Below are 17,636 nucleotides of genomic sequence, written 5' to 3'. Positions count from 1 at the left end.
AAAAGGCAAGCCTTGCACCCCGGAGCATTTCGATCTATGATATAATAAACGATAATACCTGGAAAAACGCCGGAAAGAGGGGGAACGCCATGCGCATCGCCGATCTGCATATCCACTCCAAATATTCCCGGGCCACCAGCCCGGACTGTGTCCCCGACGCGCTGGACTTCTGGGCCCGGCGGAAGGGCATCCATCTGGTGGGCACCGGAGACTTCACTCACCCCGCCTGGCGGGCCGAGCTCACCGAGGCCCTGGAGGAGGCCGAGGACGGCCTCTACACCCTGAAGGCCGACCGGGTGCGGCCGGGGGCCCTGCCGGTGGAGGAGGCTCCCCGCTTCGTCCTCTCCGGAGAGATCAGCTCCATCTACAAGAAGAACGGCAAGGTGCGCAAGGTCCACAACCTCATCCTCCTGCCCTCGCTGGAGGCGGCCGAGCTCCTCTCCCGACGGCTGGAGGCCATCGGCAACATCCACTCCGACGGCCGGCCCATCCTGGGCCTGGACAGCCGGGACCTGCTGGAAATCACCCTGGAGGCCGCTCCCAACGCCATCTTCATCCCCGCCCACATCTGGACCCCCCACTTCTCCCTGTTCGGAGCCTTTTCGGGCTTCGACACCATTGAGGAGTGCTTTGAGGACCTGACCGACCACATCTACGCCCTGGAGACCGGCCTCTCCTCTGATCCCCCCATGAACTGGCGGCTCTCCGCCCTGGATCGCTTCCACCTGGTGTCCCACTCCGACGCCCACTCCCCCGCCAAGCTGGGCCGGGAGGCCGATCTGCTGGACATTCCCCTGTCCTACATCGCCCTGGAGAAGGCCCTGCGCACCGGCCGGGGGCTGAAGGGCACGGTGGAATTTTTCCCGGAAGAGGGCAAATACCACTACGACGGCCACCGGAACTGCCACCAGTGCCTCTCCCCCGCCGAGGCCGAGGCGGCGGGCGGCAAGTGCCCGGTGTGCGGCAAGCGCCTCACCACCGGCGTGCTCCACCGGGTGGAGCAGCTGGCCGACCGCCCGGAGGGGTACGTCCGCCCCCGGGCCCCCAAGTGGGAGCGGCTGATGCCCCTCCCCGAGCTCCTGTCCGCCACCCTGGGCGGCGGGCCGGATACCAAGCAGAACCAGCGTCGGTATGAAGAGCTGCTCCACACCCTGGGCCCGGAGTTCTGCATCCTGCGGGAGTGCCCGCTGGAGGACGTGGAGCGGGCTGCCGGGCCCTGCGTGGCTGAGGGCCTGCGCCGCCTGCGCAAGGGCAAGGTCCTCTGGGACCCGGGCTACGACGGCGTGTACGGAGCCTGCACCCTCCTCACCCCCCAGGAGCGGGAGGCCTTTCAGGGCCAGGTGAGCCTCTTCCAGTGCGACGCCCCCAAGCAGAAGCGCCGGGCCGAATCCCTTCCCCACCCTGCGGAGCCGGAGGAAAACACGCCCGCCATCTCCTCCGCCCCGGAGCTGGACCCGTACCAGCGCCAGGCCGTGGAGGCCACCGACCGGGCGGTGGCGGTGATCGCCGGGCCCGGCGCGGGCAAGACCAAGACCTTAGTCTCCCGCATCCTCCACCTGCTGGAACAGGGAGAGCGCCCGTCGGAGATCGCGGCGGTGACCTTCACCCACAAGGCCGCCGGGGAGCTGCGGGAGCGGCTGGAACAGGCGTTGGGGGACAAACGGGCCCTGCGGGGCATGACCATCGGCACCTTCCACGCCATCTGTCTGGAGCTGCTGCAAAAGGAGCCGGACTGCCCCCGGCTGCTGGGCGACTACGAGGCCCAGGAGCTGGCCGGGCAGGTGCTGCGGGCCCTGGGGCTGAAGGAGCCCGCCGGACGGCTTTTGTCGGCGGTCTCCGCCCGCAAGACCGGCTTTGGCGAGGTCCCGGAGGAGCTGGAGGGGGCCTGTGCCTTCTACGACCGTCGGCTCCAGGAGCGTGGGCTCATGGACTACGACGACCTCATCGTCCGCACGCTGGCGGCCTGGGAGGGCAAAAGCCGCACCGACGCCCGGAAATTCCGCCATGTGCTGGTGGATGAGTTCCAGGATTGCAGCCCCCTCCAGTACCGCCTGGTGCGGGCGTGGAACCGGCTGGGGCACTCCCTCTTTGTCATCGGCGACCCGGATCAGTCCATCTACGCCTTTCGGGGGGCCGACCCGGCCTGTTTTTCCCATCTGGCCGAGGATTTCCCCGGCGTGCGCACCATCACCCTCCAGCGCAACTACCGCTCCACCCCCCAGGTGCTGGGCTGCGCCCTGTCGGTGGTGGAGGGGGACGGCAGCGCCCCCCGGCTGCTGAAAGCCCAGCGCCCCAATGGTCCCCGGGTGCGCCTGGTGCGGGCCACTCAGGAGCGGGAGGAGGCCTCCTTTGTGGCCAAGGAGATCGCCCGGCTGGTGGGCGGCACCGACATGCTCTCCGCCCAGGCCCTGGGCGAGGACCGGAAGCTCCGGGCCTTTTCCGACATCGCGGTGTGCTGCCGCACCCGGCGGCAGCTTCTCCCCCTGGAGCAGGCCCTGCGCCGGTCCGGCATCCCCTGCGTGGTGGCCGGGCGGGACAGCTTTCTCCAGGACGACATGGTCCGGGGCGCCCTGTGCTTCTTCCGCCTGCTGCTGGAGCCGGAGGACACCCTGGCTCTGGAGGGCGCCCTCCGGCTGGTGTGGCACTGCCCGGCGGACCTGGCCCGGGCGGTGGGAGACACCTGGCGCAGCACCCCTGGCGACGCCGCCCAGCGGGTGAAGGAGATCGAACGGGCCTATGACCAGGTGGGCGTCCTCCGTCCGTGGGTGGACCTGACCGCCTTCTTCGCCCAGCAGGCCGGGTTCGAGCGGCCGTGGAAGCTGCTGGAGCGCTGGGGCACCGAGGTGGGCTGCACCGCCTCCCAGCCTCTGGAGGCCCTGCGGGACACGGCGGTCTTTTATCGCACCATGCCGGAGCTGCTCCAGGGCCTCACCCTGGGCGGCGAGGGGGACCTGTGGCGGCAGTCCGGCGTCCCCGCCTACGAGGCCGGGGCGGTCAGTTTGATGACCTTCCACGCCGCCAAGGGCCTGGAGTTTTCCACCGTATTCCTCTGCGGTGTGAAGGAGGGCGTGGTCCCGCTGGACAGCGCCCGCCACAGTGCCGACCCGGCGGAGGAGCGGCGGCTCCTCTATGTGGGCATGACCCGGGCCAAGGAGGAGCTCATCCTCATCGCGCCGGGAGAGCCCTCCCCCTTCCTGGACCACCTCCCCGCCGCCCTGACGGCGGAAGTGGAGCAGGCTGGACAGAGCCGCGGCCGGAGCGCCCAGCTCAGCCTCTTTTAAGGCAGAAAACGCCCCCGGATGGGAGTAGATCTCCCATCCGGGGGCGTTTTGTCAGGTCTCGGGGCAGCCATGGTCCAGCTGGACCAGACGGCCCTCCCCCGGCCGGTAGAGCCGGTGGGAGATGGAGAGCACCGTCCGCCCCTTCCCCGCGCAGCGCAGGGCGTGGAGCACCGTCTCCTCGGTGGCGGCGTCCAGGTGGGCGGTGATCTCGTCCAGCAGCAGCAGCCGGGGCTGGGCCGCCACCGCCCGGGCGATGGACAGCAGCTGGAGCTGCCCCTGGGAGAAGAGGCCGGGGCGGAAGGGGGTGTCCGCGCCCTGCTCCAGGGCGTCCACCGTGTCCCGGAGACCCACCAGCTCCAGGGCCTGACGGGCGGCCTGGGGCGAGATCCGCTCGTCCCCCAGGGTCACCTGGTCCAGCACCGTCCCCGGCACCGGGCGGAAGCTCTGCTCCACATAGCCCCACAGGGCCCGCTTCTCCCCCTCGGGCACCGCCCGGGCGTCCCGGCCATTGAGGAGCGCCCGGCCCCGCCGGGGGGCGTAGAGACCCAGGAGGAGCTTCATCACCGTGCTCTTGCCCGCGCCGGTGCGCCCGGCCAGGGTGACGGTCTCCCCCGTTTGCACGGCGAGGGAGGCCCCCTTCAGCACCGGCCGGTCCGGCTCGTAGCCGAAGTCCACCCCCCGCAGCTCGGCCGCAGGGGCGCCGGGTACCTCCTGCACGGCCGGGAGCTCGGTCCGCTCCCCCTCGCCCAAAAAATCCCGGATGCGCCGGATACCCGCCGCCGCGGCCTGGATGTTCTGGATCTCCATGCCGATGCTCTCCAACGGTTCAAAGACCTTGCCCACATACGCGATGACCGCCACGGCGGTGCCCACTGACATGCCGAACAGGCTCTGGAACGCCCCGCCCCGGGCGGAGAGGACCATCATCACCGCCACCAGCCAGGTGCTCACCGTCACCACGATGGGGGAGTACACGGCGTCGCAGAAGTTGGTCTCCTCCACCGCCCGGCAGCTCTCCTCCAGAAAGACGCCGTATCGGTTTTCCATGTATGTCTCCTTGCCCAGAGCCCGGATGGTGCGGATGTTCTGAAGGGTGTCGGGGATGTGCTGGTTGGCCCGGGCCACCGCCTGACGGTGGCGGAGCTGGGCCTGCAAGGTCCGCCGCTGCACCCGCCGGGTGAGGGCAAAGAGGAGCGGCGCGCACACCACCAGCAGCACCCCCAGCCCCACACTGCGGGTAAAGACCACCGCCAGGATGCCCACCAGGCTGCACGCGTCGGCGATGAGCCCCACCACGCCCCCGGTGAAGAGCACCTCCACCGTGTCCACATCCCCCACCAGTCGGGCGGTGAGAAAGCCAGGCTCGTTCCGGTCGAAGTAGGAGGCCTCCAGGCGGCTGAGCTTGGCGCACATGGCGCTGCGCAGGCGGTGGGTCACCTGCTGGCCGAAGGCGATGATGAGGCTCTCCTTGGCCGCCTCACACGCCCCCGCCAGCACCAACAGGGCCACATAGAGCGCCACACGCCCCCGCCCCGCCGGGGAGCCGGCGGCCAAGTCGTTCACCAGGCCCTCCAGCACCAGGGGCGGCAGCAGCCCCAGTACCACAGCCCCTGCGATGGCGCAAATCAATCCCCCGCTCAGCAGGGGCCGGGCCCGCAGCGTATCCGCCGCGGCCCGGAGCACCGGGTCATTCCGCCTCATGGCGCGCCTCCTCTCCGGTCTGGGCCCGGTAGAGCCGGGCATATGCGGGGCAGTCCTCCATCAGATGGGCGTGGGTGGAGGTGCGCACCGCGCCCTCCTCCATCCACAGCACCTGGTCCAGCTGGGGAAAGCACCGCAGGCGGTGGGAGAGGAGCAGCACCACACAGTCCCCGGCTAAGGCCCGCAGGTTGGCCAGGATGGCCTCCTCGGTCTGCTGGTCCACCGCGGCAAAGGGGTCATCCAGCACCAGGATGGGCCGCTGGTGGCACAGGGTCCGGGCCAGGGCCAGGCGGGCCTGCTGTCCGCCGGAGAGCCCCGCCCCGTCGCTGCCCACCGGAGTGTCCACACCCTGGGGGAATGCCGCCACCTCCCGATCCATGCACACCGCCCGCAGCCACTCCATGGGGTCCCCCGGGTCTCCCAGGAGGATATTCTCCCCCACGGTGGCGCACAGCAGCTCCGGCCGGTGACCCAGGTACACCGCTGTCCCCGGCGGAAGCCGGGACAGTTCCGCTCCGCCCAGGCGGATGTGCCCCTCATAGGGCTCGTCCCCCAGGAAGAGCCGCCCCAGGGTGGACTTGCCGCAGGCCACCGGCCCGGTGACGCCCACGATCTCTCCCGGTCGGGCGGTAAAGGTCACCTGGGCAAACACTGGCTCTCCGCCGGGATAGCGGAAGGTCAGGTTTTCCACCTCCAGCACCCCCGGTCCGGGGACCTCCTCCGTCTGCTCCTCCACTGGCCGGAGGAAGGGGTGGATGCGCGCCCAGGACACCTGGGCTTTCTGCACGGAGTTGAAGAGCTTGGCCGCCTTGGCGGCCTTGGCGGCCAGGCGGGTGAAGCAGGACAGGAAGGTGGTGAAGGCCGCGATGTCCCAGCTCTGCCAGCCGGTACCCAGCACGTTTTTCCCGCCGAACCACAGCAGAAAGACCACCCCCAGCATGGAGATGCTCTGGTAGAGGGGCTGCATGGCGTTCTCCCACACGCCGGAGCGCACCGCCCGGCGCTCATAGTCGGTAAGGGCCTCCTCATAGGCCCGGTCACGCGCCCCCTCCAGGCCGTACACCCGGTAGAGCATGGCGTTGGAGGTCCGGTCCAGGGTGGCCTGGCTCAGCCGCCCGGCGCTCTCCTTGCTCTCCGCCGCCGCCCGGGCCACCTGCCGGCGCAAACGGCCCGCCGCCAGACCGGCGACGGGCGGAAAGAGGCAGCACAGCAGGGTGAGCCGGGGGTCCAGGGCCAGCAGCAGGGCCAGATAGGAGAGCATCACCACGCCGGTGTCAAAGACCTCAGTGGTGAACTTGCGGATGCCCTCGGTACACACGTCCACATCGGACAAAGCCTTGGTCATCAGGGCCCCCACGCTCTCCTCCTCCAGCTTCCGGGGAGAGCGGCGGACCAGGTCCCGGTAGAGGGCGGCCTTCATGTCCCGGTTGATGTGGTTGGCAAAGCGCCGGACATACCAGCGCTTGAGGAAGCGTACCCCCTGCACCGCCCCCAGCACCACCACGTACCACAGGGCCAGGGGGAGCATGGCCCCCCGCTCTTTCTGGCCGGTCAGGATATCGCAGAGCGTCTGGGCCAGCCGCCCCTCGAACCAGGGGCCCGCCGCCAGCCCCACGTTGTAGAGGATGCCGGTGACCGTCACCGCCGCCAGGGTCCACGCCTCCCGGCGCAGGTAGGTGCTCAGGCGGCCCGGGTCCCCGCTCACGGCTCCCCCTCCCCGCCCAGCCGGGCGGTCACGTGGGGAAATCCGCTGCGGCTCTCCGCCTTGGAGCGGAGGTACAGGGTGTGCAGCACCCGCAGGAAGGCCGCCCGGTCCTCCTCCGGCAGCTCCGCCTCCAGCAGCCACTGGTAGAAGGCGCTCTCCACCGCCGCCTTGGAGTGCTTGAGGGCGTCGGCCTTGGGTGTGGCGTAGAGCCGCTGGCTGCGGCCGTCCTCCGGGTCGGGCGTCCGGGTGAGGTAGCCCTTCTCCTCCAGGCGGGCGGTGCGCCGGGCCACCGCACCCTTGTCCATGTTCAGCTGGCGGCTGATCTCCTTCTGGGAGATCCCCGGCTGGTGGCGCACCAGATGGATGAGGTCAAACTCCCCCGTGCCGATGCCGCTCTCCCGCATGGTGCGCACGGTCAGCTTGGCCGCCTCCCGGGCGATCTTGGTGATCTGGCGCTTTGTCTCGTCCATATTCCCCGCCTCGTTTCGAAAGATGTAGGTTCAACTAAATTGGATGATACTACATCTATCTTTCCCTGTCAACCGGGCAAAAAAAGGCGGGCGCGCCGTGTGGTCTGTCACGGCACGCCCAAGGGGGTTATGGATATGGAATAAAATCAGATTTTTCCGGCGGCCTTCAGGCCGGCCAGCACCCGCGCAGGGGTGAGGGGGAACTCGTGGAAGCGGACACCGGTGGCGTCCTCCACGGCGTTGCCGATGGCGGCCAGGGTGGGGTTCACGCCGCACTCGCCGATGCCGATGATGCCGAACACGCCGGAGGGGTCGGGGTTCTCCACCAGGATGGACTCGATCTCCGGGCGGTCGTCGGCGGTGGGCAACATGTAGGAGTGGAAGCCCTTGTTGTAGAAGCCCTTGCCCTCCACATAGGTCATCTCTTCCCGCACGGCGTAGCCCACGCCCTGGAGCACACCGCCCTCGATCTGGCCGCGGCACAGGGGCGGGTTGACCGCCTTGCCCACATCGTGGGCGGCGGCGACTTTCAGGACCTTGACCATGCCGGTCTCCACGTCCACCTCCACCTCGGCGGCCTGGGCATAGAAGGGCAGACAGTTGGGGGGCACCTGGCAGGAGGAGGCCATGAACTGCTTGCCCTCCAGGTGGGCCTGGGAGGCGAAGTCGGCCAGATTGCCCAGAGGCTTGCCCTCACAGGAGAGGACGCCGTCCTCCAGCTCCAGCTTGGCGGGGTCCAGATCCAGCTTGCCGCCCACCCAGTCGAAGATGTCCTTACGCAGCTTCTTGGCCGCGTCGGCCATGACGTAGCTGACGGTGTAGAGGGTACGGGTGGCGTGGCTGCCGATGTCGAAGGGGGCGGCGTCGGTGTCGCCGAACTTCATGACGGCATTCTTATAGGGCACACCGATGAGGTCGGCAGCCACCTGGAGGCAGGCGGTGGTGGAGCCGGGGCCGATCTCGGGGATGGAGGAGTTCACGAAGAGGGTGCCGTCACGCTCGATGCGGATGAGGATGGTGTCATAGTCCACGCAGAAGGGGGCAGCGTTGCTGACATGGGTACCGGCGGAGATGCCCACGCCCCGGCGGATGCGGCCGGTCTGCTCCTCGGCCTTGCCGTGCTTCTCCTCCCAGCCGATGGAGGCGGCGGCGCGGTCCAGACACTCGTTGGTGCCGCAGGAGCCGGGCGGGAAGGGGAACCAGTTCTTGGTGTCCTCCCGGGTGGAGTTCTTCTTGCGCAGCTCGATGGAGTCCATGCCCAGCTTCTGGGCCATGAGCTCGATGGCGGGCTCCACCACGGCGTTGCCCTGGGGAGTGCCGAAACCGCGCATGGCGCCGGCGGTCATCTGGTTGGTGTAGACCGGCCAGCCGGTGTAGCGGAAGTTGGGGATGGCGTAGGCGCCGGCGGTGCCGCAGGCGCCGCACACGCCCACCAGGTCGGTGCCGAAAGTGGCGTAAGCGCCGGTGTTCAGCCAGGCCTGGGTGTCGATGGCCACGAAGGTGCCGTCAGCCTTGGCGCCCAGCTTGCACTTCAGATAGCCGCCGTGGCGGGAGTCGGAGCAGGTGAAGTCCTCTTCCCGGGTGTAGATGAGCTTTACGGGACGGTGGCACTTCATGGAGAGGGCCGCCGCCAGGATCTCCGCCTTGCCGGACAGGCCGATGCGCACGCCGAAGCCGCCGCCCACATAGGGGGGATTCTTCACCGTGACCTTGCTCACCGGGATGTCCAGGGCCTCGGCCAGGATCATTTTGGTGGGATAAGGGGCCTGGGTGGTGCAGATGACCTCCAGATGGCCGTCGGGGTTGTAGGTGGCCACGGCGCCGTGGGGCTCCATCTGGGCCTGCTTGACCCGGGGCAGGGTGACGTCGTACTCCACCACCGCGTCGCACTGGTCAAAGGCGGCGGTGGGATCGCCGCCGAACTCCAGAATCACGGGACCGCCGCAGATGTTGTGGAACTCGGGATTGGCGTACTTGGGCTGTACATCGGGGGACTCGGGCTTGATGGCCTCCAGAGGCTCGTAGACGGCGGGCAACTCCTGCCACTCCACCTTGATGCGCTTCGCCGCCTCCTCGGCGATGGCCTCGGTGTCAGCAGCCACAGCGGCCACCTCGTCACCGATGTACTTGGGCTCGTCGGTAAAAATGGTCTGATCCAGCACCGGCTTGTGGGGCAGCGGGGTGATGAACATGGGGGCCGCGCCGTTCCAGACCTTCTGGGTGGTGTTGGCGAAGGTACACACCGCACGCACGCCGGGCATGGCCTCGGCCTCGGAGGTGTCGATGCTCAGCACCTTGGCGTGGGCGTAGGGGCTGCGCAGCACCTTGCCATAGACCATGCGGGGCAGATGTACGTCAAAGGTGAACTGACCACGGCCGGTCACCTTGTCAAATCCGTCGTTGCGGGGAATGTTTTGTCCGACGTATTTCATGGGCCGCTCACTCTCCTTTCCGCATCCGGTCCGCCGCCGCTTCCACGGCCCGCTCGATGTTCACATAGCCGGTGCAGCGGCAGATATTGCCGCCCAGGGCCTCCCGGATCTCCTCCTTCTCAGGCTCCGGGTTCTCGTCCAGCAGGGCCTTGGCCGACATGATCATGCCGGGGGTACAGAATCCGCACTGCACCGCGCCCTGATTCACAAATTCCTCCTGAAGGGGGTGGAGCTTCTCGCCCCGGGCCACGCCCTCGATGGTCTGAATGACCGCGCCCTCGGCCCGCAGGACCGGGATGATGCAGGAGGTCACCGCCTTGCCATCCATGATGATGGTGCAAGCACCGCACTCACCCTTGCCGCAGCCGATCTTGGTGCCGGTGAGATACATCTTCTCCCGCAAAAACTGGGCCAGGGACTGGTCGGGGTCTACCTCGGCGACGACGTACTCGCCGTTGATGGTCGTATGCAGCTCTGCCATGTTCCATTCCACCTTTCTCAATTCAGCTGCGCCCGGCACGCTTCCAGAGCCCGGCGGACAATCACCGGCAGGGTCTCCAGACGGTACTCCCGGCTGCCGCGCAGGGGGTTGCTGCGGGGGTTGGCGTTCTCCAGGGCCAGCTCACCGGCCCGGGCCAGGACCTCGTCGGTCAGCTCCTGACCGGCCAGGTACTCCTCCGCCGCAGTGGCCCGGACGGGACCCACGCCCACAGGGGCCATGGTGATCCGGGCCCAGGTCACCTTGCCGCCCTCCACATGGACCATGGCGGCGCAGTTGAGCATGGGCAGGGACAGGGACTTGCGCAGCTCCAGCCGGACAAAGGCGGCCGCCTCGCCGGGCTTGGGCAGGGGGATGGAGATCTTGGTCACCAGCTCCCGGCTGTGGTCGATGGTGCTGCGGGCAAAGCCGGCGTACATCTCCCCCATGGAGAGCTGCCGCTCGCCGTCGGCGGACAGCACGGTAAAAGTGGGGTCCAGGGGAGCCAGGGACATGGCGCCGTCACCGGCGGGCTGGGCGCTGACCACGTTGCCCACCAGGGTGGCGGAGTTGCGGATCTGAAGGGAGCCCACGGTGCCGCAGCCCTGAGCCAGGGACGGGAAGTACTTCTTCACCAGCGGCGAGCGGGCGATGGTGGTCAGGGTAGTGGCCGCGCCGATGACCAGCTTGCCGTCCTCCTCGGTGATGCCCACCAGGTCAGCCGCGCGGGTCACGTCGATCCAGACGGTGCTCTTCACCTTACCGGCCTTGTAGTCCACCATCAGGTCGGTGGCGCCGGCCACGATGACACCGCTGCCGTCCGCCTCCAGCAGCGCGGCGAGCGCCTCCCGGGCCGAGGATGCGTTGATATATTGCATGCAGATCCCTCTTTTCGATCAAAAATAGAACGAAGCGTTTTCTATATTGAACTGTGCATTTATTTAATCACACTTATATAATTCTGTCAAACACCCCTCCAAGGCCGCTTCGGCACTTTGTCAGCCTTTCGTTTTGTCTCCAATTCTACTCCATCTGTCTCTGTTTGGCGGATATTCCAGCTTGGAAAGACAGTAGAGTCTTTGGATGATTTTCGGGGATGCAGATTTTTTCTTCTCGCCCCTCTCTATTTTATACGTTGTATTTTTCAAAGTATAACGATATAATAGCCTTGAGATTTGGTATTTTGTCAAAAGAAGGTTGGTCGTTGCCTTATGAAAGAATCCTGTCGGGTTTATTTTTTAAACGATAAAGGGAACCGTTTCTTCGGACCGGGGCCGGCGGAGCTGCTGGACCGGGTGGCCGCCTGTGGCTCCCTGGTGCGGGCCGCGGGGGAGATGCACCTCTCCTACTCCAAGGCCCTGCGCATGGTCCGCACCGCAGAACAGGAATTCGGCTTTGCCCTCCTCCACAGTGCCTCCGGCGGGGTCAGCGGCGGCAGCAGCGCCCTCACCCCCCAGGCGTACGAGGTCCTGCGCCGCTTCCGCGCCTGTGAGCAGGCGGCCAAAGACGCCTCCCGGGACGCCTTCTCCCAGCACTTCCCGGATTGTCCGGCGGAATAACGCAAAACGCCCCCGGCTCTGCGTCGCAGAGCCGGGGGCTTATTATCAGGCCACTTCCTCCCAGAAGTCGCCAGGAGTATCCGGGGAATAGGTATTGCCGTCGATGAGGGAAATGTAGGTCTTGCCCTGGTAGAGCACCTTGTCTCCCTTGTTGTAGGCATCGTGGGCGCCGGTGGGTTGCTTCCACTCCGGGGTGGCGTCGGGGTCCTCTTCCGTCACCCCCAGCGGGGTATAGAGGGCGGGGGTGCTGTCCAGCGGCCAGTCGGCCTGGCTGGTGTGCCCCTGTACCACCTTGTAGAGGTTGCCCATCTCGTCCGCGATGCGCTCCCCCGCCTGGTACTCCACCCCCACCGCCCAGCGCGGGAACAGAGCTCCCACCTGAATGGCCTGCTCATCCGTCAGAGTCTGGGCGCTCATGCGCGCCAGCTGCTCCACCGCCTGCCACATCCGGTCGTTCTCGTCCAGTTCATAGACGATGAAACCTCTTCTCTTCACTTCTGCTCTCATAGCTCCTCCTTCACCAGCTTTTCGATCTCACCCCAGGTCAGCCCCAGGGCCTCCAAATCGCCCCAGGTGGCAAAGCGCCGCTCCAGCTCCTCCCAGGTCACATACCAATAGACGTACTGGATGCCCACATGGGCGGGCAGGATGTCCTCGATGATCTTGCACAGCTCCTCAAAGCCGTCGGGGATGCCGGGCACATTGGGGAAGGACACCTCCACATAGCCCGGTGTGCCGGTCTCGCTGGCCAGGGCATACACCCCGCAGCCCCGCAGGGTGTCGTTGATGGCCGCCAGGGTAAAGCTGTCCCCGCCGATGCGCAGCAGGGCGGCCAGGGCGGCCCGCCGGTCCTCCAGACTGGCTGCCACTGGGCGGCGAGTTAAAAGAGCCTCCACCGCCTCCAGTCCCTCGCCTTCGGCGGTGAGGAGGATCATCTCTCGCTGGGTGTGCTCCAGATCCCCGTCCACCCCGTCCAGGGCGGCGCCAATGCTGTCCAGCTCGCCGCCGTTGAGGGTGCCCTCCAGGCGGTAGACCCCCATGGGCTCCAAAAGCGCCTTCAGGTATTCGCCGTAGCTCACGCGCCCACCTCCAAGTCGGTCACCGTCACCTCACCCAGCCGGGGCAGCTCATCGGCGGCGAGGACCATATCCTCCGCCGGAGCCGTCAACACACAGTTGGCCACCGCACCGGCGGCAAAGATCCGGCTGCTCAGCTCAGCCCGCAGCATGCTCTGCCCCAGCCGGGTGCCGTCGAACCAGCTCTCCACCGCGGTCCGGGCGGCAGCTTTGGCCTCCTCGGCGGTGTACCCCTCCGCCGGAGAGACCGCTACATTCACCTCCACCTCCCGGGCCTCGGGCGCGCGGACCTGCACGTCCACCGCGATCTCCCGCCGGGCCTCAAAGTGGGCCCGCAGCTCCTCCAACAGTTCCTCGCCGGGCAGGCCCTGAGCGGTGGACACCACCACGTCCACCGTCCCCACGCCCCGGGCCCGGGAGAGGACCGAAGCGGCTGCCACCTCCTCGAAGGACATGACCTCCTGTTGGTAGTAAGCGGCGTTGGCGCCGTTGGGGAGCCGCCGGTAGGTCTCCAGCACCCGGGCCCGGAGACTTTCATCGTCCTCCTCATCGCTGCCGCCGGTAAAAGCCTGGGGGTTGTGACAGATGCTCACTCCCACCGGGGCCACCGACATGGAGCGGATGGTCCCGGCGGCCACATTGCCCGCCTCCCCCGGCTCCACCGCCTGTGCAGGGATGAGAACCTGGGTCTCCCCGATCTGGATGGTACCCCCCTCCAGGGTCTCGAACCGCACCAGCCCCGCCGTCAGGCACACGGTGCCCGCTGGGATGGTGAGGGAGGTCTGGGCCGTCCCGCTCACTTCAAAGGCGATCACTCCCTGGGCCCGGGCCGCCGAGCGCCGCTCTACACCCCGCAGGGCGGCATGGAGGTCCAGATACTCCCCCTCTGCGGTCTGGGGAAAACACTGCCGGGCCACCCACTCCCCCTGGATGTACAGGGCATGGACCTGGGCAGCCACGGCATACAGCCGCACCGCCAGGTCGCTGGTGCCGCTGGGCGCACTGCCCGTCTCGGTCTGGAAGGTCTCCAGCATCTCTTCATACAGTTCTTGGATCGTTTTGATGGTACTCCCTCCTTACAGCACGGTCTCCACCGTGAAGGACTCCCCCCGCCACTCCAGCTCCAGGCGCAGGGTGCTGGTCCCTCCGCTCTCCGTGAGAGTGACCGTGTTCAGCACCAGACCCGCCTCATCGGCCAGGGCTTCGGCGGCATACTGGGCGGCCAGGGCGGAGCGCTCGCCGGGCTTGGCCCGGGGGAGGAGATAGAGGCGACTGCCCAGCTCCGGCAGGAGCGGAAAGCTCCCCCGCCGCACGGTGAGCTTCCACAGCACCCGCTCCAGCAGCTCCCGAGCGCCCTCCACCCGCTCCACACCGCCCTGTCCGTCGGGGACATAGTCCCCGTCCCGCAGCTTCAGCTCCATGCTATTCCTCCTCTCCACCGGCCAGCAGTGCGCCGTTGAAGCGCAGCTCTGTTCCAGCCAAATCGATGGAGCCGTCGGCGTGGAGGACCACCGACGCCCCGCCGCCGCTCCTGATGGTGATTTCTCCCGGCTCGCCGCTGCTTTTCGCTCCCGCCACGCAGTAGCCCTCGCCGGTCTTGAGCACCAGCACCTCCTGTCCGGGCGCCGGGACCCAGGTATACCCCGCCGGGCCAAACACCACCGCGTCCCGCCGCTCGCTGCCGGTCCAAACGCCCGCCGGGTCACCTGGGAGAGTCACCACCCCCACCTGGACGGGCTCCTCCCCCTCCCGCTCCGGCCTTCTCCGGTCGGAAAGCCACATAAAGTCTCTCCCCTCTCTCAGTCCACCGGGCTCAGCTCCAGCTCAGTGTAAGTTCCCTTCTCGTCGCTGCCGCAGGTGCTCTCCCACACCCGCCAGCGCCCGTTCAGCCCGGGGCGGACCAGCTCCAGCTCCACCACATCCCCCGGAAAGGCCAGGAAAGCCCGGGGCGAACGCAGAATGAGCCGCCGCTGCTCCTCGGCGGAGCGCTGAAGCTGGTAGTCCGCCCGGTAGCGCATGGCCTCGTAACCGCTTTTCCGGGGCATGGTGAGCACTTGGCGGCGCATACCGCCCCGGTTCCGGAATTCCGTGTTGGAAACCGTCTGCTCCCCCTGGTCGTTTGGATTGCGCACCAGCACCTGGGACAACACCCCGTATCGCTTGTCCCGCAGCACGGCGGAGGTCACCGGGCAGTCGCTCCCCAGCTTTTTTTGCACACCGCTCTGCCAGCCGGTGAGGATCAACCGCCCCTGCCGGTCGAATCGAGGCTCCCGTCCACCGTAGTAGCGCACAAAGTTTTCCACCACCGTCCACTCGCTGCTCCCGGTCTCCACCGAGAACCCGGCCACATGGGGCAGGTCCTCACCCCCCACGGCGGTAATGCCGTAGGGGGTCACATGGTCCCGCAGGAGGTCGGCCAGGGTGGCCACCTGGTAGTCGGCTCCCTTGGCCTCGTTGTCCAGCAGCCGGGCGGCCATCCCCCGGCCACTGATGGTCAGGCGGCTGCCGTTTTCATCCCAGGTACACTCGCACTCGTCCACCAGGCCGGTGAACACCCGCTCCCCCTTCTCCGACGCGCCGAAATACACCAGGTCGGCCAAGCCGTCCTCCCGCTCCTCGCCCCACAGGCACTCCACCTGGAAGGAGTCGCAGGGGCTCCCCGCCGTATAGGTGAAGCGCCAAGCCGTCCGGGGCGGCAGGTCCCATTTTTTACCCTGATAATCGGTCACCCAGCACTCCATCACGCCACCCGCACTTTCTGCCCCACATAGATGAGGTTGGGGTTCTTGATCTGGGGATTGAGGACAATGAGGGCGTTGAGGCTCAGGCCGTAGGTGTTGGCGATGCCCCAGAGGGTGTCCCCCCGCTGCACGGTGTGCCACCGCTCTGTGGTGGTGCTACCCGCCGTGGTGCCGCCGCCGCTCACCGTCCTAGAGGAACTCCCCACCGCCGGGGCCAGGCTCTGTACATAGTCGTCATAGCTCTCCCAGAAGGCGAAGGTATAGCGCACATAGTCGGCCCGGGGCTCCTGCGCCAGGGAGAGCTCCACGAAGTAGGCGTTGGCGCACTGCCACACCGGGTGGACCAGCAGCCCCGGCCCCTCCTGATAAAACACGCTGGCCAGGGCCTGAAAGGTCCGGTAGGCGTCCTCGCCCACGAACTCCCCCTCCCCCCGCAGGATGCGCCGGGTGGGCCCCAGGTCCTGGAGCTGGTAGCGCCCATAGGGCACCTTGTTCACCGCTATGACCCGCTCATACTCGATGGCATAGGTCCTGGGATTGTGGGGCCAGATGAAGTCCTTGTAGCGCATGGGGCTCAGTTTCACAAACATCCCTCCTCAGTAGAGCGGGAAGGGGCTGTCGTACCGCCGGGCGTCCCGCTGGACCGCCCGGTCCAGCTCCGCCAGGGTGATCGCTCCTCCCCCCGCCGTGCTCCCCGGCTTGCTGAGGGGCATGGGCTGGGCGCGCTGGACCGCTGTCTCCGGCCAGGCAGCCGCCGCCTCACGCCGAACCAAGTCCGCATACAGCGCCGTGCCGCTCCAACGCTCCGTCCCGGCCACAGCTTCCCCGGCATCCCGGCCGCTGTGTGACGCCGCCGGCTCCGCTGCTGCGGATGCCGCACGCCGGATCGTCTCCACTCCGGAAACCACCGCGGGCCCCATGCCCGTCTCCAGCAGCCACTCCGCCGCCCCGGCCCGTTCCTCCAGCGCCGTCTCTCCATCCGGGGCGGCAGACCGCTCCCTCTCTATCTCAAACGGCTGGACGGCAGAGGTATCTTCCTTCCGCTCCGGCGCTTCTCCGCCGTCCCTCCGGTAACTTCCACCCGCCGCCGGCTCTTCCGGCAATGTGGGCGTTTCCCGCTCCGGCTCCTGCTGTTCCTCCAGCAGGGCCTCCAGATAATCTCTCATACCCGCTCCCCCCGGCACAGGGCCTCATAGCGCTCCCGGTCGAAGGAGGCGTTCTGCCCCTCCTCGCCGCTGTGGGCGGGGGCTCCGCACACGGGGCAACGGCCCTCCAGGGCCTGGGCGCGGCAGGTGGGACACAGGCGGGCGACCTCCTCTTCCCGGTCCAGCAGCAGGTGGAGGGCGCACCAGAGGTAATCCCGCTCCTTCATCTCCCTCGCCCGCTCCTCCGTGGGGAGGGCCCTGAAGGTCTTCAGCACCTTCCACCGCAGCCGCTCGTCGCTGTCCTGTTTGAATTCCTCCAACCACGCCTCGCCCTCGCTTTGGGTGGCGGGGACGGGGTTTTCCGCCCGGTCGAAGGCGGCCCAGCGCTTGGCCAGGGCCCCGATCTCCCGGGCGGTGAGGGCGTTCAGCACCGCGCCGCCGCTCTCATAAAGCGGCCCCTTTTCATCCACCAGGGCCCGGGCCAGCAGGGCGGCGTTGCCGCACAGGGCCTGTTCCGCCCCGTCCTTGGCCAGGAGCCGCCCCTCTCTTCGGGCCTCTAAAATCTCCCGGGCGGAGAGGAGGCGTAAAAACCTCCCCTCCCCCAGGTCCAGCTTCTCCGCCCCGGCCCTCAGGGCGTCCAGTTTCCCGCTCACGCCGCTGTCTCGATACGCTTGGAGGCCACAATGGTGATCTTCTCCACCACCATAGCGCCCAGCGCGCCGGTCTCGCTGATGGAACTCCACTGGCAGCCGGAGTAGATGATCTTCCGGTCAGGCTTACAGATGACCAGGCTGAAATCACTCAGGCTGTGGAAATCGATGCCGTCCCGGATGGCCTCGTCGGTGGCGTAAAGCCGGGTCAGCTCGATGACGTGGGTCCGCTGGCCGGGGATGGTGGCCACCGGCTCATCCTCGCCGAAGGCCTCCACGGTCTGGCTGGTACGGGTGCTCTTGGCGGCGTAGCTCTGCACCACCGCCACCTTGGTGCCGTCCACCTCCAGATAGATGTCACTGCTGGTGGGAAAACCCGTCACTTCCATGGCATTTCC

General features: G+C 67.6%; 18 protein-coding genes. 2 read left to right on the top strand and 16 right to left on the bottom strand.

The features are described 5' to 3' along the window. The first annotated feature begins 89 nt into the window (after positions 1–89). Positions 90–3,281, top strand: coding sequence for a UvrD-helicase domain-containing protein (locus tag B5G43_RS02865; RefSeq protein WP_087258909.1), 3,192 nt, complete (start codon positions 90–92; stop codon positions 3,279–3,281). 51 nt (positions 3,282–3,332) lie between these two features. Here the strand turns inward: B5G43_RS02865 and B5G43_RS02860 are convergent, their stop codons facing one another. The 6 genes from B5G43_RS02860 to B5G43_RS02835 form a co-directional block, all read right to left on the bottom strand. Continuing rightward, complete coding sequence (locus B5G43_RS02860; protein WP_087258907.1) at positions 3,333–4,982, bottom strand: ABC transporter ATP-binding protein; 1,650 nt, start codon at positions 4,980–4,982, stop codon at positions 3,333–3,335. After that, positions 4,969–6,687, bottom strand: coding sequence for an ABC transporter ATP-binding protein (locus tag B5G43_RS02855; RefSeq protein ID WP_087258905.1), 1,719 nt, complete (start codon positions 6,685–6,687; stop codon positions 4,969–4,971). The genes B5G43_RS02860 and B5G43_RS02855 overlap by 14 nt, the downstream gene beginning before the upstream one ends. Beyond that, entirely contained in the window at positions 6,684–7,157 is a 474-nt protein-coding gene (locus tag B5G43_RS02850; RefSeq protein WP_087258903.1) for a MarR family transcriptional regulator, read from the bottom strand. The genes B5G43_RS02855 and B5G43_RS02850 overlap by 4 nt, the downstream gene beginning before the upstream one ends. A gap of 146 nt (positions 7,158–7,303) precedes the next feature. Beyond that, positions 7,304–9,589, bottom strand: coding sequence for a molybdopterin cofactor-binding domain-containing protein (locus B5G43_RS02845; RefSeq protein ID WP_087258901.1), 2,286 nt, complete (start codon positions 9,587–9,589; stop codon positions 7,304–7,306). A 7-nt stretch (positions 9,590–9,596) separates the two neighbouring features. After that, the gene (locus B5G43_RS02840) at positions 9,597–10,070 is read right to left on the bottom strand and encodes a (2Fe-2S)-binding protein (RefSeq protein ID WP_087258899.1); all 474 of its coding nucleotides are present in this window, start codon (positions 10,068–10,070) and stop codon (positions 9,597–9,599) included. A 17-nt stretch (positions 10,071–10,087) separates the two neighbouring features. Further along, entirely contained in the window at positions 10,088–10,945 is an 858-nt protein-coding gene (locus B5G43_RS02835; protein WP_087258897.1) for an FAD binding domain-containing protein, read from the bottom strand. A 333-nt stretch (positions 10,946–11,278) separates the two neighbouring features. Between B5G43_RS02835 and B5G43_RS02830 the strand changes: the two genes are divergently transcribed. Then, a complete protein-coding gene (locus B5G43_RS02830) occupies positions 11,279–11,626 on the top strand; it encodes a LysR family transcriptional regulator (protein ID WP_087258895.1) in 348 nt (115 codons plus the stop codon). A 45-nt stretch (positions 11,627–11,671) separates the two neighbouring features. Here B5G43_RS02830 and B5G43_RS02825 read toward each other — a convergent pair whose 3' ends face one another. From B5G43_RS02825 to B5G43_RS02780, 10 genes are read right to left on the bottom strand one after another with little or no spacing between them, the layout of a single operon-like run. Next, complete coding sequence (locus B5G43_RS02825; RefSeq protein ID WP_143382823.1) at positions 11,672–12,133, bottom strand: carbohydrate-binding protein; 462 nt, start codon at positions 12,131–12,133, stop codon at positions 11,672–11,674. Beyond that, positions 12,130–12,705, bottom strand: coding sequence for a DUF2313 domain-containing protein (locus tag B5G43_RS02820; RefSeq protein WP_087258891.1), 576 nt, complete (start codon positions 12,703–12,705; stop codon positions 12,130–12,132). The genes B5G43_RS02825 and B5G43_RS02820 overlap by 4 nt, the downstream gene beginning before the upstream one ends. Beyond that, positions 12,702–13,736 carry a baseplate J/gp47 family protein gene (locus B5G43_RS02815; protein WP_087258889.1) on the bottom strand — a complete coding sequence of 345 codons (1,035 nt, stop codon included), beginning with the start codon at positions 13,734–13,736 and terminating at the stop codon, positions 12,702–12,704. The genes B5G43_RS02820 and B5G43_RS02815 overlap by 4 nt, the downstream gene beginning before the upstream one ends. A gap of 42 nt (positions 13,737–13,778) precedes the next feature. Beyond that, the gene (locus tag B5G43_RS02810) at positions 13,779–14,123 is read right to left on the bottom strand and encodes a hypothetical protein (protein WP_087258887.1); all 345 of its coding nucleotides are present in this window, start codon (positions 14,121–14,123) and stop codon (positions 13,779–13,781) included. 1 nt (position 14,124) lies between these two features. Further along, entirely contained in the window at positions 14,125–14,484 is a 360-nt protein-coding gene (locus B5G43_RS02805; protein WP_087258884.1) for a hypothetical protein, read from the bottom strand. A 17-nt stretch (positions 14,485–14,501) separates the two neighbouring features. After that, positions 14,502–15,443, bottom strand: coding sequence for a hypothetical protein (locus tag B5G43_RS02800; RefSeq protein ID WP_087258882.1), 942 nt, complete (start codon positions 15,441–15,443; stop codon positions 14,502–14,504). Further along, entirely contained in the window at positions 15,443–16,033 is a 591-nt protein-coding gene (locus B5G43_RS02795; RefSeq protein ID WP_242960431.1) for a LysM peptidoglycan-binding domain-containing protein, read from the bottom strand. Before B5G43_RS02795 ends, B5G43_RS02800 begins: the two co-directional genes overlap by 1 nt. Before the next feature lie 6 nt (positions 16,034–16,039). Then, the gene (locus tag B5G43_RS02790; protein ID WP_087258880.1) at positions 16,040–16,609 is read right to left on the bottom strand and encodes a hypothetical protein; all 570 of its coding nucleotides are present in this window, start codon (positions 16,607–16,609) and stop codon (positions 16,040–16,042) included. Further along, positions 16,606–17,241: a zinc ribbon domain-containing protein gene (locus B5G43_RS17650; RefSeq protein ID WP_242960430.1), complete on the bottom strand. Its 636-nt coding sequence runs from the start codon at positions 17,239–17,241 to the stop codon at positions 16,606–16,608. The genes B5G43_RS02790 and B5G43_RS17650 overlap by 4 nt, the downstream gene beginning before the upstream one ends. Further along, positions 17,238–17,627, bottom strand: coding sequence for a hypothetical protein (locus B5G43_RS02780; protein ID WP_087258878.1), 390 nt, complete (start codon positions 17,625–17,627; stop codon positions 17,238–17,240). The genes B5G43_RS17650 and B5G43_RS02780 overlap by 4 nt, the downstream gene beginning before the upstream one ends. Between the last annotated feature and the right edge of the window lie 9 nt (positions 17,628–17,636).

The organism is Flavonifractor sp. An92 (assembly GCF_002159175.1).
In the GTDB taxonomy this organism is placed as follows: domain Bacteria; phylum Bacillota; class Clostridia; order Oscillospirales; family Oscillospiraceae; genus Pseudoflavonifractor_A.
This window is presented reverse-complemented; position numbering and strand designations above follow the sequence as displayed.

Excerpts from the sequence above, each read along its gene's own strand:
- B5G43_RS02790 (WP_087258880.1), bottom strand. The coding sequence starts at position 16,609 with ATGAGAGATTATCTGGAGGCCCTGCTGGAGGAACAGCAGGAGCCGGAG.
- B5G43_RS02805 (WP_087258884.1), bottom strand. The coding sequence starts at position 14,484 with ATGTGGCTTTCCGACCGGAGAAGGCCGGAGCGGGAGGGGGAGGAGCCC.
- B5G43_RS02865 (WP_087258909.1), top strand. The coding sequence starts at position 90 with ATGCGCATCGCCGATCTGCATATCCACTCCAAATATTCCCGGGCCACC.
- B5G43_RS02840 (WP_087258899.1), bottom strand. The coding sequence starts at position 10,070 with ATGGCAGAGCTGCATACGACCATCAACGGCGAGTACGTCGTCGCCGAG.
- B5G43_RS02830 (WP_087258895.1), top strand. The coding sequence starts at position 11,279 with ATGAAAGAATCCTGTCGGGTTTATTTTTTAAACGATAAAGGGAACCGT.
- B5G43_RS02850 (WP_087258903.1), bottom strand. The coding sequence starts at position 7,157 with ATGGACGAGACAAAGCGCCAGATCACCAAGATCGCCCGGGAGGCGGCC.
- B5G43_RS02795 (WP_242960431.1), bottom strand. The coding sequence starts at position 16,033 with ATGTTTGTGAAACTGAGCCCCATGCGCTACAAGGACTTCATCTGGCCC.
- B5G43_RS02815 (WP_087258889.1), bottom strand. The coding sequence starts at position 13,736 with ATGCTGGAGACCTTCCAGACCGAGACGGGCAGTGCGCCCAGCGGCACC.
- B5G43_RS02860 (WP_087258907.1), bottom strand. The coding sequence starts at position 4,982 with ATGAGGCGGAATGACCCGGTGCTCCGGGCCGCGGCGGATACGCTGCGG.
- B5G43_RS02835 (WP_087258897.1), bottom strand. The coding sequence starts at position 10,945 with ATGCAATATATCAACGCATCCTCGGCCCGGGAGGCGCTCGCCGCGCTG.
- B5G43_RS02800 (WP_087258882.1), bottom strand. The coding sequence starts at position 15,443 with ATGGAGTGCTGGGTGACCGATTATCAGGGTAAAAAATGGGACCTGCCG.
- B5G43_RS02780 (WP_087258878.1), bottom strand. The coding sequence starts at position 17,627 with ATGGAAGTGACGGGTTTTCCCACCAGCAGTGACATCTATCTGGAGGTG.
- B5G43_RS02825 (WP_143382823.1), bottom strand. The coding sequence starts at position 12,133 with ATGAGAGCAGAAGTGAAGAGAAGAGGTTTCATCGTCTATGAACTGGAC.
- B5G43_RS02810 (WP_087258887.1), bottom strand. The coding sequence starts at position 14,123 with ATGGAGCTGAAGCTGCGGGACGGGGACTATGTCCCCGACGGACAGGGC.
- B5G43_RS02845 (WP_087258901.1), bottom strand. The coding sequence starts at position 9,589 with ATGAAATACGTCGGACAAAACATTCCCCGCAACGACGGATTTGACAAG.